This window comes from Henriciella aquimarina (assembly GCF_002088975.1).
In the GTDB taxonomy this organism is placed as follows: Bacteria; Pseudomonadota; Alphaproteobacteria; order Caulobacterales; family Hyphomonadaceae; genus Henriciella; species Henriciella aquimarina.
This window is the reverse complement of record NZ_NCST01000125.1, coordinates 1-15629: the sequence shown is the minus strand read 5'-3', so window position 1 is coordinate 15629 and position 15629 is coordinate 1. Positions and strand designations below refer to the sequence as shown.

Genomic DNA, 15629 nt, shown 5'->3' with positions numbered 1-15629 from the left:
TGTCAACGGCGGAGTAAAACCCGACCAAAGGGCGGCGCAAAAGTAGGCCACTTTGGGGTTGGGCGTGAAGGGCGCATAGAGCGCTGGCGGCCAGTCGACCGCGCTCCCCAAATAGCTGGCGGTTGACTGGCCGCCTTGGCCCGTGAGGGCCAAGTCATGGATTGTCGGTCAGGAGGTTTTGGTGGCTTTTCGCGCCTGGCTTTGGGCCAGGCGATAACTTTCGCCGTTCATCTCGAGGATGTTGACGTGGTGGGTCAGCCGGTCGAGGAGCGCCCCGGTCAGGCGCTCGGTTCCGAAGGTCTCCGTCCATTCATCGAAGGGCAAGTTGCTCGTGATCAGCGTAGCCCCGCGCTCGTAGCGCTGCGAGATCAATTCAAAGAGCAGCTCGGCCCCGGTTTTGGAGAGAGGGACGAAGCCCAATTCGTCGATGATCAGCAGCTTGGCGTTGGCCATCTGTTTTTGGACCCGCAGCAGGCGACGCTCGTCGCGCGCCTCCATCAGTTCGTTGACCAAGGCCGCGGCGGTGGTGAAGCTGACCGTCATCCCTTTCTGGCAAGCAGCGAGCCCCAGGCCGAGGGCGACGTGGGTTTTGCCGGTGCCGCTTGGGCCGAGGGCGATCACGTTCTCGCGCCGTTCGATCCAGTCGCAGCGCGCCAGTTCCAGCACCTGCATCTTGTTGAGCTTGGGGATTGCCTTGAAGTCGAAGCTGTCGAGGCTTTTGGTGGCCGGGAACTTGGCCGCCTTGATGCGGCGCTCGACCATCCGTCGCTCGCGATCGATCAGCTCCAGTTCGACCAGGCGCGTCAGGAACTGGACATGGTCCAAGCCCTCGGCGGCGCATTGGCGCGCCACCTTCTGATACTCACGCAGGAATGTCGGAAGCTTCAGCCTCTTGAGGTGATGCTCCAGCAGGATTTCGGGGGCATGGGTCATTCCGCAGCCTCCGACATCAGGGACATGTAGCTGGCCGCTGAGGTCGTCTCGACCCGCGCCCGTGGCAGGTAGGGGTACACGTCGAGGTCGAGCCGTGGTGGCCGCTTCTCGACCTGACACAGAACCAGATGCTTCACAGCATCAAAGCCGACCGCGCCCATCTTCAGGGCCTGCTTTACGGCGGCGTGTAGCTCCTCCATGCCGAAGGTCTCCAGAAGACGCAGCACCTGGACATACTCGCGGCGCCCTATCTTCAGCATGCGCGCTTCCATCAGGCGGCGCAGCGTGTCGAACTCTTTTGGCAAGTCCCACTCCGCAAGGGGCGCAGCCTGATCCAAAGCATTGATCTTGCGTTCGATCAGCGGGAGGTAGTGGATCGGATCGAACACCATGTCCTCGCGCGCGTAGCACCGCGGATGGCGTGCGATCACGTCCCCACGGCAGCCAATCACCACCTGATCGACATAGGCCCGCACCCACACATCCTGATGGCCATAGGCCACGGGGACCGAGTAATCGTTGGTGTTGTAGCGGACCAAAGACTGGGAGCTCACCCGGCCGCTGGCCTGTGCGCAGGCCTCAAAGGGGGCGGCTGGCAAGGGGCGCATCTCGGCCAGATCCCGCTGCAGGCGCGCGCCGATCATCTCCGTGTGCCCACGCAAGGTGTCGCCCTGACGGGCACGGCACTGCTCTTCAAGGTAGGCGTTGAAGCTCTCCCAATCCGGGAAGTGGGGGATCGGCACCATGTGGTTGCGGCGCACGTAGCCCACCATCCCCTCGACATTGCCCTTGTCATTCCCTTTGCCCGGCCGCCCGTAGCGGTCTCGGAACAGGTAGTGCGACAGCAATCCGCTGAACTGCGTCGCGCGGACCCGTGTCCCATCCGGCTGGATCTTCGAGACCAGGCAACGGTCGTTGTCATAGAGAACCGACAGAGGCACCCCGCCAAAGAAGGCAAAGGCATGCACATGCCCGTCCATCCAGGCCTCCGCCGTCGCCGCCGGATAGGCCCGCACGAAGTAGGCATCGCTGTGCGGCAAATCCAGGACGAAGAAGTGGGCCTTTTGTTCGACACCCCCGATCACAACCAACGCTTCGCCAAAATCGGCTTGCGCATGGCCCGGCGGATGCGCCAGCGGCACGAACATCTCACGGGTGCGTCGTTCACGCTGCCGAACGTAGTCCTTGATAATCGTATAGCCGCCGGTGAACTCGTGTTCCGCCTTGAGCCGCTCGTGGATCCGCTTCGCTGTGTGGCGCTGCTTGCGAGGCAACTTCTTGTCCTCTTCAAGCCAGCCGTCGATGATCTCGCTGAACCCATCAAGCTTGGGACGCTTGATCTCCTTCGTGCGCCGGTATCCCGGCGGCGATGAGAACGCCAACATCTTGCGAACGCTGTCGCGCGATATGTTGAAATGGCGCGCCAGATCCCGCTGGCTCATCCCCTCGCTGCGCGCCAGCCTGACCTTCAGATAAAGTTCCACGGTGTAAATCTCCTCGCCCTCCCTGCTGCCGCAAGAAGGGAAAAAGTGGACGACTTTTACGCCGCCCGCACCGCCAATACGACGGCGCTACCGTGGTCTAATTTTGCACCGCCGTTCTCACGCATTGTCGTTCGCGCGATCCTCTTCCGGGATGATCCTTACATTTTTCGCCTGAACGCTGAGGGTGACGATCTCGCCGACGTACTCGTTGGCGGACTTCTTGAAGGTTCCTATGGTGGCCATGTCAGTTCTCCTTTTGGCTTTCGAGCCCGCGTCCGTCGCGGCCTCGATGGAGATCGACAAGGCCGGGGCGACCACCGACGCAGTCCGAAGGACCCGCAGCGCATGCGAAGGACGGCGGAGCCGGAGTTTCTTGGTCCGCGAGGAATGGACGCAGCCCAAGGGAAGAAAGTCCGTCTCCGCCGTTGCGGTCAAGGCGGTCGAGGCGTCAGCCGATCCCGGCCAGATCAGTCCATGAGAGGCCGTTATGGGTGCGGATGATGAGCTAAGGTGTACCCCAAAGCAACCAGCATTACTTGAGGACTGACGACACCCCAAGGAGAGGTGCTGGCGCTCTAAAAACAAAAAGAACAAAAAATCAATGAATAGAAAAACGTAGGGACAGCCTGATGAAGTGATTTTCACATGACGATTGTTTCCCGACAAATTTGCTTTGTCTGCAAACTTCTTAGGATGCGGCAGAAAGGGAAAATGAGGGCCGCCATTTAGCCTTCCTCATAAATTATCATGCACGAACTATGGCCAGATCAAAGACGTTGCGGCCTTTGGTTTGTCCTTCGCCAATATTGCTGCGAGGGCTTTTGGGATGCTCAGCGCATAAATTTCACCGAACTCGAACGAGCCAATTAATTCGGCCGCAAAGCTCTTGACGAGTCGGAGTGCTGGAATGTTCTCATATAGAATATGAGCATGAAGGGTCCGGATCCCGGCGGCCAAGCAGTCTTGAAGCATCACCGTTAACAGAAGCGAGGCTATTCCTCTGCGCTGGAAATTGTCGGTTACGCCGAATGCCAGATCACCAGAAGCCGGTTCATCATGGCGCCTCAGGGCATGGATGGCCGCCACCGCTGGCAAACACGCCTTCCCTTCATGAATCGCGCCCCAGGAAAGATGATTGCATCCATCAATCGCCGTGAGCCGGTCCAGCAATCGCAAGGGGACCTTCTCGAATCCAAAATGGAATCGCAGATAACGTGACCGGCCCGATAATTCTTCAATGCCACGCGCGAAGAGATGCCGATCAAAGATAGTGGCGGGTCTGAGCAAGACTGGATCACCATTGTCGAGAACAATGCGATGTTTTCTGTCAGAGCCGATGTAGGGCCCCTGCACGATCATCAAACAAAGCTCCTTTTACAAGCCGAAGTATAATCGCCTCATCAAGACTACCGCAGATCGGCCGGCGACTACAGACTTGTCTCATTTGCCGGGCTTTCACCGACTGACCGGCCACACCCATTGTCTCAATGCACGTCAAAACGTCGGCATTGTAACGCAATGGCGCAGAGTTCCCAGAGAACCATCAAATATCTATTGATATTTGAATATCAATTGATATTTGTGTGGGAAGTCGTCCCTACTGCGCATCCGATATGGAGACACACCAATGATGCTGAAGACATTTCCCGGCTTCGATATTCCAACAGTTGCACCAGACGGTTTCGAGCATGAGCCTGATGCGACAACGGCTTATTGGCATCACCGCCCGGAAAACACTCTGCCGCCTCCCGATTTCATTGGGCCGTATGCGCGACACCGCCCCCTGCCGACGCCGGACGTTGAAGACCGGAGGGCTTGGATCATCGGAGGCGGCATCGGGGGCCTCGCGGCCGCCTTTTATCTGATCCGCGACGGCCACATGGCGCCTGGCAATATTACGATCCTCGAAGAAATGGATATTGAAGGCGGCTCAATGGATGGCGCCGGAAACCCCGAACATGGCTATATCATCCGTGGCGGCCGTGAGATGAACTGGAACTATGACACGCTGTGGGACATGTTCCAGGATGTTCCCGCCGTGGAGCTGCCCGAAGGATACTCCGTTCTCGATGAGTACAGGCTCATCAATGACAACGATCCGAACTATTCGAAGGCGCGTCTTATGCGCAATCGAGGTGAGATCCTGGACTTCACCGATTTCGGCCTGAGCACCTCACAGCAATGGGAAATGATCCGTCTCATGCTAAAGAGGAAGGAAGACCTTGATGATATCAGCATTGAGGAATATTTCAGCGAAGGCTTCCTCAAGAGCAATTTCTGGGCGCTCTTCCGCACTATGTTTGCCTTCAAGAACTGTCACAGTCTCCTTGAGGTAAAGCTCTACATGCACCGCTTCCTGGATTCCGTTGACGGCTTTGGTGACATGTCCGTCCTTATTTTTCCGAAGTACAACCAATACGACACGTTCATCAAACCCCTGGCAGATATGCTTCGCCACAGGGGCGTGAGGTTCCAGTTCGCAACCCGCGTGCATGATCTAGCGCTTAGTGAAGTAGACGCACAAAAGACCGTGACCGGCATTGAATGCACGATCTCAGGGCAAGCGCACCAGATCGATGTGCGCCCAAACGACCTTGTCTTTGCCCTGACGGGATCGATGACCGAAAACACGGCCTATGGTGACCTAGACACAGTTCCGCAGCTAGCGGTCGGCCGGCACGATCCGGGTGAGGAGAGCGGCTGGACACTCTGGCGAAATCTCGCAGAGAAGTCTCCTGTCTTCGGGCACCCGGAAAAATTCTATGGCGACACCGACCAGTCCATCTGGGAGTCAGCTACGCTGACGTGCAAACCCTCACCTCTTGTCGAGAAACTCAAGGAACTCTCCGTCAACGATCCATATTCGGGGCGCACGGTGACGGGCGGCATCATTACCTTTACGGACTCAAACTGGCTCTTGAGTGTCACCTGCAACCGTCAGCCGCACTTCCCTGACCAGCCGGAAGACACGCTTGTCGTATGGGTCTACGGCCTGCTCATGGACCAATCCGGAAATCACGTCCGCAAGACCATGCCACAGTGTACTGGCCGGGAAATCCTGACCGAACTCTGCTATCATCTGGGGATCGAGGCGCAGATTGACGACATCGTCGCCAATACCAAGGTGCGCACCGCACTCATGCCGTACATCACCGCACAATTCATGAAACGCGCCGCAGGAGACAGGCCAAGGGTCGTTCCGGATGGCTGCACAAATCTCGGACTTGTCGGGCAGTTTGTTGAAACGCGAAACGACATCATCTTTACGATGGAAGCGTCCATCCGGACAGCCAGGATCGGGGTCTACAAGCTCCTCAACATTCCCAAACAGGCCCCGGACATCAGTCCCACACAATATGACATCCGTAACCTGCTCAAAGGCGCCCGCGCCCTGAACAGCGGCAAACCGTTCCCAGGCGAACGCCTGTTACACCGATTGCTTGATCGCACCTATTATGCACACATTCTTCCCCCACTTCCCGAGCCCGAGACATCTAGACGTGATGCCTTTGAAGCCGAGATCGAAAGCCTTGCGGCAAAAGGCGGAGATGCCCTGAAAAGCCTCGCGACGTGGATCACGACATTCCGTAAGGGATTTGAAAGGAAGGGAGACTGAGCTCGAGAAATTGGGCGGCAGTCAAAAGAATGTACCGATGAAGAGCCCCCACCGCCGGCTGTCCCGGCAAGAACAGCAAAGACAGACTCGTGACCGCCTCCTCGATACGGCTGAAACCCTGTTCGCCGAAGGAGGAATCAATGCGACGTCTCTGCGAAGCTTGTGCGAGTCGGCGGGGTTTTCCCAAGGCGCCTTCTACTCCAATTTCGCTGGCAAGGAGGACTTGTTGTTATCGGTTCTCCAACGTCATATCGAACACGAAGCCGAATTGCTTCTTGATCTGGCGAAGGAAGCAACAGACGACACACTCGACGACGCCCTGGAGAAGCTTGCCAGCCGCCTTGCGCAGATTTCTCAAGACACGCGATGGTCACTGCTGGCGATTGAATTGCAATTGCAGGCACGGCGTGACACCCAGTTTGCGGCTCAATGTGCCGATACCCGAAAAGCCAGTTATGCGGCGCTCGCTTCAGTTCTGGATCTCCTGAAGGCGCGATTTGCACTCGACTTCAGAATTCCGTCCGTACAGCTTGCAATCAGCTTATACGCTTTATGGTCCGGACTCGTCTTGTGTGGACCGGTGGACAACACGTTGCCTCGGGATCAGGTGTTACTTATTTTTCTGAAGGGACTGATCGAACCCTAAAGACATCACTAGGACATATGCTGGGTCTCTACGGCGCTAATCAGATATAAGCCTGCGCCGCTGTGAACCAGCCCCTTGCCTTAACGTTCGTCGGCTCCACTCAGCGCTTTTTGTGAAAGAGCAATACGCCCTTTGGTCAGCGACGATAGGCCTGCCCCACCCGAGAAATCCACAAGACGGCAAACAGCGATCACCCCATATGCCGCCGTCAAGCCGAATAGGTTCGCCAGATCTGGCCACAGATTGGACAGCGGGGCTCCCATCTGATTGAGCCCGATCATGACCTGAATTCCCGAGCTGGTAGGAAATAGTCGGCGGAAAACGGCGAGCCAATGCGGCATCGCCTCAATGGGCCAGGACAAACCACTCAGGAAGTAGATCGGCAAAGAGGTGATGATCCATATCTGCACCGGCCGCTCCCTCGTACGAAAAAAGCTTCCAAGAGCAAGTGCGCCAGCTATGGTCGCCGATACAAACAGCCCCCCCGAAAGAAGAAGATCACCGAGGCGTCCCGCGCCCCGGGGATAGTCCTGCAACCAGAAGACAAAACCTGAGAAATAGAAAACTTCCGCAACGCCGAGCACAAAAAAAGCCAAAGCGATCCCCAGAAAGGTCCGCAGCGGGAATTTTGTTCGTCCTTGCGCCTCACGCAACGTCGCAGCCAGGAGCGCCAACCCCATCAACAAGGTCTGATGCACAATCAGGAAGACAACACCAGGAACGACCGTACTCCCGTATCCCTCTCGTGTATTGAACAAGGGTCTTTCAATGACTTTCAAAGGGTTGGCAGCTGGCGCACCAAGAGTCCGAGCCTGATCCTTTGCTGACTCAACCGCCAACGCTCCTAAGGACGTCGCCACGCCTGATAGGGCGGCTCCACTACGCAGAAGGTATGCACCATTTCCATAGAGTGAAACGACGCCTTGCCCACCGGCGCGAATTTCATCCCCAAAACCGGATGGAATCAGAACAATTGCTGTTGCCCGCTCATCCTCCAAGAGAATTTGCGCCTCGTTCAGTGATGGCGCACGCGCAACGACTCTTGCCTGCTGTGTTGCTCCGATCTTCACCGCCAACGACCGGCTCGATGCGCTGTTATCAAGATCGACTACCACCAGTGGCAAACGCACCGCCACCTGGCCTGTATAGGCTGAGGGATAGAAAAATGAATAAAGAACAAAGGAGACACCCAGTAAGAGAAATGCCGGGCGATCAGAAAGAATCGCTTTGAATGTCGCAAAAAAGGCGCGGGCAATCATCTTCGCCCCCATACCGCAGGCTGGGTTGCAGCGTTGATATAGCCGGGCAGACCGATGAGTGTTCCCAGGCCGGTGAACAGGCACAATATGCCGATGTAGCCGATGGCGACTTCCGGCGGCCCCGCCATGCTCCACTGCCCATTCAAAACTTTTGTGAACCAGGTGAACGGGAGAATCTGGCTCCAGACCCGCGCGAATCCTGATGCGGATTGAATTGGAAAGATCGCGCCCGTGAAAGCGAATGACGCACCCGCATAAATCCCAGCCACCGAAAGGGACTGCATCATTGACCTTGTAACCCCGACCAGCGCCAGAGCGATGGCGGAATATGCCGTATACATGCACAAATAGGCCAGAATAAGCAGACTAACGCGCCCCTGGATCGGCCATCCACGAAACTTGGCGAGATACACCGTAACAACAAGACTCCAGCCCATGAATATCAGGATGTACGGCGCGATCTTGCCGGCGATGGCAGGCACGGTCGACCACCTTTCGCACAACCATTCTCCAATGGTCCGGTCCCGCAACTCGCGTCCAAGCGCGCTTGTCACCGCAATCATGAAAGCGAGGTGTAAAAGCGCCGGATGCAACAGCGACACCAACTGAAATTCGTAACTTCTTTGCGGGTTGAAAAGGAGCGTACTCTGAACCTTGATGGGTGGAGGCCTTACCCCACTGGGCTGAAGAGCCGCCGTCTGCCGCATAGCAAGTTTTGCAGAATAATCCTCGATAACAGAATTGACATCCCGGAGCAAAGCTCCGGATGCTGTGGAATAGCTGGCATTGTAAAAGACCTCGATCGCAGCACTATTGCCCTGCAGGATCTCACGAGACGCACCGCTCGGTATGAGAACGACGACGTAGGCTTTGCGGGCCTGCACAAATTGCTTCGCCTCACCGAAATCTAATATGCTCGCGACAACATGAATCGCCGGGGCTGCATCCAATCTTAAGCCGAGTTCTCGCGAAATCTGCGTTTGGTCCTGATCCACAAGCACTATGGGAAGATCGCGGACAACACCAGCCCCAAACACCCATGCGAGTATCCCAAGCAACATAGCCGGAAACCAACTGACCATCGCGCGATCCCAGAAATTGCGGGACAGGAAATCGAGTTCTCGCACAAACGACGACGCGAACGCCCTCATGGCTCTGATCGCTGCGGCCAGGGAAAAAGCACCGTCATCCCCGGACGAAGCCGTTCAATTGGTTCAGTCGGTTTAAGATGAACCTCAAAGCTCTTGACGTCATAGCCGCTGGATTGGCGCGTCGCCCGCCAAGTGGCAAAGTTGCCTGCGGGTGCAATGAATGTGACCTGAAATTCAGCTTCCTTATCTCCAAGAGCGGGTATGGTCCCTTTGTAAACCGCTGCTCGCCGCAAATCACTAAACTGGTCTTCGCGTACGAAGATGGTCACCCAGGGATCCCCGGTTTCCGTCACCATGAATACCGGAAAGCCCTGCGGCACCAACTCTCCCACTTGAGCAAGGCGTCGACCGACTTCCCCATCCGCCGGTGAGGCAATGCGCGTTTCTGCGGCCGCAGCCTCAACCTCGGCAAAGGCGCCCAACGCTTGCTCAAGCTGACCGCTGGCCGCCAGCTTGTCTTCGTCGCGGGCGCCAGCCAGCGCCTGATCATAAACAGCTCTGGCTGCGCGCTCCGCCTCTTTCGAAGCGACCGCATTTGCTTCAGCCTCGTCTCTTTGTTGTCCCGGCACGACCCCTTCGTTGAAGAGCCGCTGAATTCTCTGATGCGTCGCTCCCGCCAAATCGGCGGCCGCCTTCGCGCGACGCCATTGAGCCTCGGCCGCGCGTATATCTTCTGCGCGCGCACCGTCCTCCGCCTTCGCCTCCATGGCTCTTGCAGCGGTAACCGCACCGTTGGCCTGTTGCGACCGGGCCACGACTTCAGGACTATCGACCGTAAACAGAAGCTGTCCGGCGGTAACCCGCGCCCCTTCGGAGACATGAAACGCTTCTATCCGGCCAGTCACCTTGCTGGCGGCCCGGATCTCTCGCGCATCGACCATGCCCTCGATCTGATCCTGGACCGGACGATAGCCGAGCCAGAGCCCTGATACGATCAGAATGACAAGACCGATGCCGCCCACAAGAGCGAACAATGGTTTGCGCGACTTGCCCTGCGCCTGCCTCGCCAAAGGGGGCTCCACCTCAGCCCCCACTGCTTCGCCGCTTTCTTCAATCTCTATGTCTTCAGTCATGGGACCACCCTGTCGGCGCGGTTTAAAAAATGTGGCATTTCTAGCATTTTCCCGCTGATCGACAGTAGATCCGCCAACGCAACAATGTAGTCATATGCAGCCTGGGTCTGCTGAATACGCGCCCGCCCAAGACCCAGCTGTGCATCGATGACATCAAGGGATGTCGCCTGCTGCTCGCTATAAGCAAGCCTTTGCAGACGGAGGTTTTCCTTGGCCGAGGCGATAGCCGAGTCGAGAAGGAGGAAATTCTTCCGCGCCGCTTCCACCTCGAACCAGGACCTAGTCACACCGATCTCGATCTGGATTCTCGCTTCCCTGCGACCCGCCCGCGCTTGATCTGCAACCGCCCTTGCAGAGGCAACCCCTTCCTTACGATCAACACCAGAGAGAAACTTGTACCTAAACCCAACGCCAACCATCCAATCGGGATCAGTCAAGAGGGCATCCTCACGATCCAGATTGTATTGGGCGAACCCATAGACTTGAGGGCGTTGTTTGGAGATCTCCTGGCGCACTCCGGCATCGGCCTGGTCAGTGATCGCCTGCAACCTCATGAGCTCAGGATGGGTTGCAAGCGCAGACGCCTTGAAGTCTTCGACAGGCCTAAGCGGCTCAGATATTACAGACAGGGGACTGAGCGGGCGTACACCGCTTGGGGACCGCAACAAACCGGCAAGTGCAACATTCGCGGTCGCCAAGCTCGCTATGGCATTTTCATATTCGCGTTTCGCTTCGTCACGCGCGACTTCCGCCTGCAGGCGCTGCGCTCGGCTCGCAAGTCCGGCGTCTTCCATGCGTGTTACATCCTTGAGATGTTGTTCTAATCCGGACAGCACATCCCGCCTTACGCCGAGCACCCGCTCCGCCAATTGTTGGCCAAAATATGCGCTTACGAGCTGATGCAGGCCGTCTTCCACGGTAAGGTTCTGCTCTGCGCGCGCCCCATCTACTTGCGCCCGGGCACCATCCTTTGCCGCAGCGATCTCCCCTCCGGTATATATCGGCAATGTTGCACTGAAAATTGGACGTGTACTGCTCATCTCTTGACGAAATACCAGCGGATCGGGGATCCCATAGTCTTTAATGAGAGGCGACAAGGAGCCAAGAGGTAGATAGAGTGTCTTCTGATACTCTAGCAGCTGAAATTCAAAATCGATGTCTGGACGATGCAGATGTCTGGTCGACCGTTCCTGCGCCTGCATCGCGTTGACTTTATCGCTGGCCGCAGCGATCGCATCGGATCGTTCCAGGAACTTTAGCTCTGCGGCATTATAATCCAACGCAACCGGTGTATTCTCCTGAGCAAGCGCGGCAGGCGAAATCGATAAGGCGACAACACAGATTGCCCACCCGATCAGGAGATGAATTATCGGTCGTCTCGTCCTTCGAGCAATCCGCATAAACTGTAGAATCATGCCATGTCCCCGATCTTTAGCGCGAACTTGACGATTCTCCGCGCCATTGCCTCCGCCGAAGACGCTTTGTCTCCCTTACGCAACCAATTGATCGATAACCATGTGAGGCCGCCGGCCAGAAGGAGCTTCAGGTCACGCTCATCTTCGTTCGGATGAGTCTTCCTCTGGAAGCCGGGTCGCATCATTCGCTCCGACACAATCCCGACCAGTCCCTCGAAAAGATCGATATTGCCCGCGCTATCGAATACGTTGAGATAGAATGTTTTGTCTGTGTGAAGATGACGCAGCACTGACACAGTTCGCTTTTCCAGCATTGTGCGGACTTCCTCAACACTGGCACGCTCAAGCCCGCTTTCAATATGTGGGTATGCCTCTGAAAGTTGGTGGAGCGCCGCGGCCCGCGCCGCAGATGGGACGTCGGCGAAGTGCTGGTAGAAGGTGGGGCGCGTCACCCCTGCCACTTCAACGACCTGCGTGATCGATATGGACACAACTGGTTGCTCACGCACCAGTTGGATCATCGCTTCGATCAGTGTGCTTCTGCTTCTATGGAAGCGGGGATCATTGGGCTTTGCGAGCCGTCGCCGGATCGAGCCATGTGCGGTGAACGCCGGTGAGATTGCCGTTCACGTCCGTGACCTTGGCGAGCAATGCAGGCCAGGTCTCCGGTGGGGTGTCCTTGGGCTGACCTTCTCGCCAATAGTAGCAGCACGGATGAAATCGCAGCGCTGGCGCGTCGCCAAGCCCGGAAAGACCGCGTCGACGAAGATAGCGCTCGGCGAGCGTTCCACCGACCGGTCTTCCCATGGCGAAGAGGCGCCGTGCAGCCTCCGGCGATCTGGTGGAGGCAACCACGCGTTCGCGAGTTGGCGGTTCGGGTCGTGGGAGACTCAGGAACAGCCGTGCCTCATCAAGCGTCTCGCCGAAGGTGCGAAGTTGCCGGGCGCCGGCGATGAGATCTAGCAGGTCACCATGTTCGCCCGTGGCGGCGTCGGTCCATTTCCCAGCGGCGCCTGGACCGTGGGTTGGTCCAGTGAGGCGAACATAAAGACTGCGTCCGGGCGTGTTCTCGATGTCGCCGACGATCCAGTATCGGCCCTGCTTGCAGCCGTTAGAGAGGTAATGGCGGCAGACGGCCTCCGCCTCGCGGCCGAGCCGTCCTGCGATTTCGGATGCTGCGCTGTTCATTTGCGCCTCCATGGTGAGAGAGCAAAAAAGAAGGAGCCCGCCACATTGGGCGGGCTCCAGGGGCGGCTGCGGGAGCCGTTGGGGGGCTTGGCTCCCGGTCACTCGGCCGCAGTGGCGAAGGCGTTGCCGGTGACAGGTTCATCATCGGCGATGACGGTGGAATCGCCCATGGCCGGTTCGCCGCCGTCTTCCGCCGATTGCGCTTCGCTTTCAGGGAGAGCCGGCATGCGCAGGACTTCGGGCAGCCAACCGGTTCCTTCGAGAAGCTCTTCGGCCGCCGTGACCATGTCCGGCTTCTTGAGACCGGCGATGCGGTCGGCTGCTTCCGCGCCCTTCGCTTCGCGCACGGCCTCCAGAATGCGGGCCTTGGTGACGCGAGCGAGATAGCTCTCGCCCGTCGGCGCCCAGCCCGCCGCCGCCATGTCGAGCCCGAGCGTCGCCGCCAGCACATCGGCATGGGCGAGCGCCCGCGGACGGCGGTTGTACGGTTCCTGGACGGCGTTGGCGGTCATGGCGACGCAATGCGCGAACAGCGCCTCGCGGCTATCGTTGTCGAACCCGACCAGCGCCTCCCACAGATCCTCAGGCGCTTTCGGCAGCGCCCCTAGCCAGCTCGTCGTGCGATCGTCGATGCTGAGCGCGTAAGCCGTGTCGCCAAGGCCCGGCGCCTGGGCGCCGAAACCGGCGCTGTGCGGCGTGATCTCGACGCAGCTATCCAGCGGATAGTGATAGAAGAGCCGGAGCGTCATCGCGTGCAGGGCGGCGAGGAACGCCGTCTGCGGATCGTTGGCGAGCGCGTCGCGAAGGGCGAGCGTGCGATGCGCCGTCAATTCCATGACGAGGCGGTCGGAGAGCGGCTTCAGGCCATCGTCTTCCTCTTCCGCCTCGTCGCTGGCGTCCGGGGGCGTAGCGTCGTCGACGTTCTCCTCGGCAGACGCGTCGATCCCATCGACCTCGTCCTGTTCGTCGGATTCGCCGGAAGGTTCATCCTCGGTACGGACATAGCCACGTTCGACACGCAGGCGGCCGTCATGGCCGATGCTGGCGAAGACGCCGGCCACGGCGATTTCGTCCGGCTCGAAGCGGACGGGCCGCTCCTGCAAGGCTTCCATCGCCGTTTCGATCTCGCCGAGCCGGGTGTCGATCTCTTCCGGGAACTCCTCGGCGTCGGCGTACTCGTCTTCGAGCTTGTCGTATTCGGCCTTCAGCGCGTGGAAGCTCGCGATCTCGTCCTCGCTCATCGGCTCGGTCTCGCCGACGATCCGGCGTAGACCGTAGGTGTGGCCGTAGGGAAAGTCCGTGCCGATCTCGATCCATTTCCAGCCCTCGGCGCGGATCGCTTGCGCCTCTGTTTCGAGCTTTTCATCGACAAGTTTCGCAAGCAGGCCTGCATCCTGCAGCCATCCGCCATCGTCGGACTGGAACAGGTCGCGAAGGATAGCGCCGCCGGCCGCCTCATAGGCGCCGAGCCCGACGAACTGCGCCCGCCGGTCGGAGGCGCGCACGGCGCCTTCGGTCAGCATGCGGCGGATTTCATAGGGCTGTTTCACATAAGTCCGTTTGATCGACTCCCAGACCTGTTCCTGGCGCTCATGGTCGGGATTGACCGTGAAGGCCATGAGCTGGTCGAGGGTCAGTTCCTCCTCGGCGTAGGCGTCGAGAAGCGACGGCGCGATAGCGGCGAGCTTAAGCCGCTGCTTGACGACATTCGCCGAGACGAAGAAGGCCGCCGCGATTTCTTCCTCGTGTCTGCCTTTCTCACGCATCGCCTGGAAGGCGCGGAACTGGTCGAGCGGATGAAGCGGCGCACGCTGAACATTCTCGGCGAGACTGTCTTCTTCAGCGAGGCCGTCCGTGCGCACGATGCAGGGCACGGGCGCTGTGCGGTTCAGCCGCTTCTGCTTGACCAGAAGTTCGAGCGCCCGGTAGCGGCGTCCGCCGGCCGGGATCTCGAACATGCCGGTTTCCGCGCCGTCCTCGTCCAGCACCGGCCGGACGGTGATCGAGGACAGGAGCGTGCGCCGGGCGATGTCCTCGGCGAGCTCCTCGATCGAGACGCCGGCCTTGATGCGCCGAACATTGGACTGGCTCAGCACCAGCTTGTTGAAAGGGATGTCGCGCGAGGCGCTGAGGGTGATTTTTTGAGACTTGGTCATGTCAGTTCTCCGTGGGCGGGCTGGCCGAAAGCCTCTCTCTCGACCTCCAAACCCGTCACGAAGAACCCGGCCCGCCTCGTCCTCTTGAGGAAGCGACGGACCGGAAAGGCGGAGCACCGGTTGAAGCTACGCTGCGCGCTCCAGGAGCTTCTTCGCCTTGCCCTCCATATCGAGTCGGGCGTCCTGCTGCGGCTTCGACCGGGCGACCGCGGTGATGCCCTGCACGAAGTCGAACACGGACTCGGGCGGCCGGCCTTCCTCGGCCAAGACCGTTTCGACGATCCTGGCCGTCTCCGCCTTGGAGAAGCCCCGCTTACGGAGGAAATCGGTGCGGTCGTCGTCACTGTGGGCGACGATCCGCTCGCGCGCTGCTCGAATGCCTTCGATGAAGGGGCGTGGCGAGGAATCTGCAAAGCGGGTCAGAGCCGGCGCCGCCTCGTGCGCGAAGCGATTAGCGGCGTATTTGGAATGCCGGATGCTGATTTCCTGGAAGTCCTCAACGCCCCAGAGATTGCGGTTCTGGCAGACGGCGCGCAGATAGAAACTGGCGATGCCGAGCGTCTTCGCGCCGACCTCCGAGTTCCAGCAATAGAAGCCCCGGAAATAGAGATCGGGAGATCCGTCGGGCAGCGTGCCCGCCTCGATCGGGTTCATGTCGTCGACCAGGAAGAGGAAGACGTCTCGGTCGGAGGCGTAGAGCGTGGTCGT

The 15629-nt window shown here is 58.8% G+C and carries 12 protein-coding genes and 2 pseudogenes; 2 read left to right on the top strand and 12 right to left on the bottom strand.

Features of this window, described 5'->3' with window-relative positions:
- Positions 1-168: 168 nt before the first annotated feature.
- The 4 genes and pseudogenes from istB to B8784_RS19705 form a co-directional block, all read right to left on the bottom strand.
- Entirely contained in the window at positions 169-933 is a 765-nt protein-coding gene (gene istB, locus B8784_RS19720) for an IS21-like element helper ATPase IstB (protein ID WP_084396756.1), read from the bottom strand.
- Positions 930-2417 (bottom strand): IS21 family transposase, encoded by a 1488-nt coding sequence (istA, locus tag B8784_RS19715; protein WP_169712612.1) that lies wholly within the window; start codon positions 2415-2417, stop codon positions 930-932. Before istA ends, istB begins: the two co-directional genes overlap by 4 nt.
- Positions 2418-2537: 120 nt before the next feature.
- Positions 2538-2660: pseudogene (locus tag B8784_RS21455) on the bottom strand (DUF736 family protein); the annotation flags it as partial.
- 513 nt (positions 2661-3173) lie between these two features.
- Entirely contained in the window at positions 3174-3776 is a 603-nt protein-coding gene (locus tag B8784_RS19705; RefSeq protein ID WP_084399808.1) for a GNAT family N-acetyltransferase, read from the bottom strand.
- Between the two features lie 268 nt (positions 3777-4044).
- On the opposite strand from B8784_RS19705, the gene B8784_RS19700 reads away from it, so the two are divergent.
- Positions 4045-6033: an oleate hydratase gene (locus B8784_RS19700; RefSeq protein ID WP_084399807.1), complete on the top strand. Its 1989-nt coding sequence runs from the start codon at positions 4045-4047 to the stop codon at positions 6031-6033.
- Positions 6034-6070: 37 nt separating this feature from the next.
- On the top strand, positions 6071-6679 hold the full coding sequence (locus tag B8784_RS19695; protein WP_084399806.1) for a TetR/AcrR family transcriptional regulator: 609 nt from the start codon (positions 6071-6073) through the stop codon (positions 6677-6679).
- Between the two features lie 80 nt (positions 6680-6759).
- On the opposite strand, the gene B8784_RS19690 is transcribed toward B8784_RS19695, so the two are convergent.
- The 8 genes and pseudogenes from B8784_RS19690 to B8784_RS19655 all read right to left on the bottom strand — a co-directional run.
- Positions 6760-7938, bottom strand: coding sequence for an ABC transporter permease (locus B8784_RS19690; protein WP_084399811.1), 1179 nt, complete (start codon positions 7936-7938; stop codon positions 6760-6762).
- A complete protein-coding gene (locus B8784_RS19685; RefSeq protein ID WP_084399805.1) occupies positions 7935-9089 on the bottom strand; it encodes an ABC transporter permease in 1155 nt (384 codons plus the stop codon). The genes B8784_RS19690 and B8784_RS19685 overlap by 4 nt, the downstream gene beginning before the upstream one ends.
- Positions 9086-10162, bottom strand: coding sequence for an HlyD family secretion protein (locus B8784_RS19680; RefSeq protein ID WP_084399804.1), 1077 nt, complete (start codon positions 10160-10162; stop codon positions 9086-9088). Before B8784_RS19680 ends, B8784_RS19685 begins: the two co-directional genes overlap by 4 nt.
- Positions 10159-11577 (bottom strand): TolC family protein, encoded by a 1419-nt coding sequence (locus tag B8784_RS19675; RefSeq protein WP_233356256.1) that lies wholly within the window; start codon positions 11575-11577, stop codon positions 10159-10161. Before B8784_RS19675 ends, B8784_RS19680 begins: the two co-directional genes overlap by 4 nt.
- Positions 11574-12098 (bottom strand): TetR/AcrR family transcriptional regulator, encoded by a 525-nt coding sequence (locus B8784_RS19670; protein WP_084399803.1) that lies wholly within the window; start codon positions 12096-12098, stop codon positions 11574-11576. The genes B8784_RS19675 and B8784_RS19670 overlap by 4 nt, the downstream gene beginning before the upstream one ends.
- A 40-nt stretch (positions 12099-12138) precedes the next feature.
- Positions 12139-12765, bottom strand: coding sequence for a DUF7146 domain-containing protein (locus B8784_RS19665; RefSeq protein ID WP_233356255.1), 627 nt, complete (start codon positions 12763-12765; stop codon positions 12139-12141).
- A gap of 98 nt (positions 12766-12863) precedes the next feature.
- Positions 12864-14921 carry a ParB/RepB/Spo0J family partition protein gene (locus B8784_RS19660; protein ID WP_084399802.1) on the bottom strand — a complete coding sequence of 686 codons (2058 nt, stop codon included), beginning with the start codon at positions 14919-14921 and terminating at the stop codon, positions 12864-12866.
- A 126-nt stretch (positions 14922-15047) separates the two neighbouring features.
- Positions 15048-15629: pseudogene (locus B8784_RS19655) on the bottom strand (DUF945 domain-containing protein); the annotation flags it as partial.

Coding starts and splice junctions, on each gene's coding strand:
- B8784_RS19685 (WP_084399805.1), bottom strand. CDS start 9,089: ATGAGGGCGTTCGCGTCGTCGTTTGTGCGAGAACTCGATTTCCTGTCC.
- istB (WP_084396756.1), bottom strand. CDS start 933: ATGACCCATGCCCCCGAAATCCTGCTGGAGCATCACCTCAAGAGGCTG.
- B8784_RS19660 (WP_084399802.1), bottom strand. CDS start 14,921: ATGACCAAGTCTCAAAAAATCACCCTCAGCGCCTCGCGCGACATCCCT.
- B8784_RS19670 (WP_084399803.1), bottom strand. CDS start 12,098: ATGATCCAACTGGTGCGTGAGCAACCAGTTGTGTCCATATCGATCACG.
- B8784_RS19680 (WP_084399804.1), bottom strand. CDS start 10,162: ATGACTGAAGACATAGAGATTGAAGAAAGCGGCGAAGCAGTGGGGGCT.
- B8784_RS19700 (WP_084399807.1), top strand. CDS start 4,045: ATGATGCTGAAGACATTTCCCGGCTTCGATATTCCAACAGTTGCACCA.
- B8784_RS19690 (WP_084399811.1), bottom strand. CDS start 7,938: ATGATTGCCCGCGCCTTTTTTGCGACATTCAAAGCGATTCTTTCTGAT.
- B8784_RS19705 (WP_084399808.1), bottom strand. CDS start 3,776: ATGATCGTGCAGGGGCCCTACATCGGCTCTGACAGAAAACATCGCATT.
- B8784_RS19675 (WP_233356256.1), bottom strand. CDS start 11,577: ATGATTCTACAGTTTATGCGGATTGCTCGAAGGACGAGACGACCGATA.
- B8784_RS19695 (WP_084399806.1), top strand. CDS start 6,071: ATGAAGAGCCCCCACCGCCGGCTGTCCCGGCAAGAACAGCAAAGACAG.
- B8784_RS19665 (WP_233356255.1), bottom strand. CDS start 12,765: ATGAACAGCGCAGCATCCGAAATCGCAGGACGGCTCGGCCGCGAGGCG.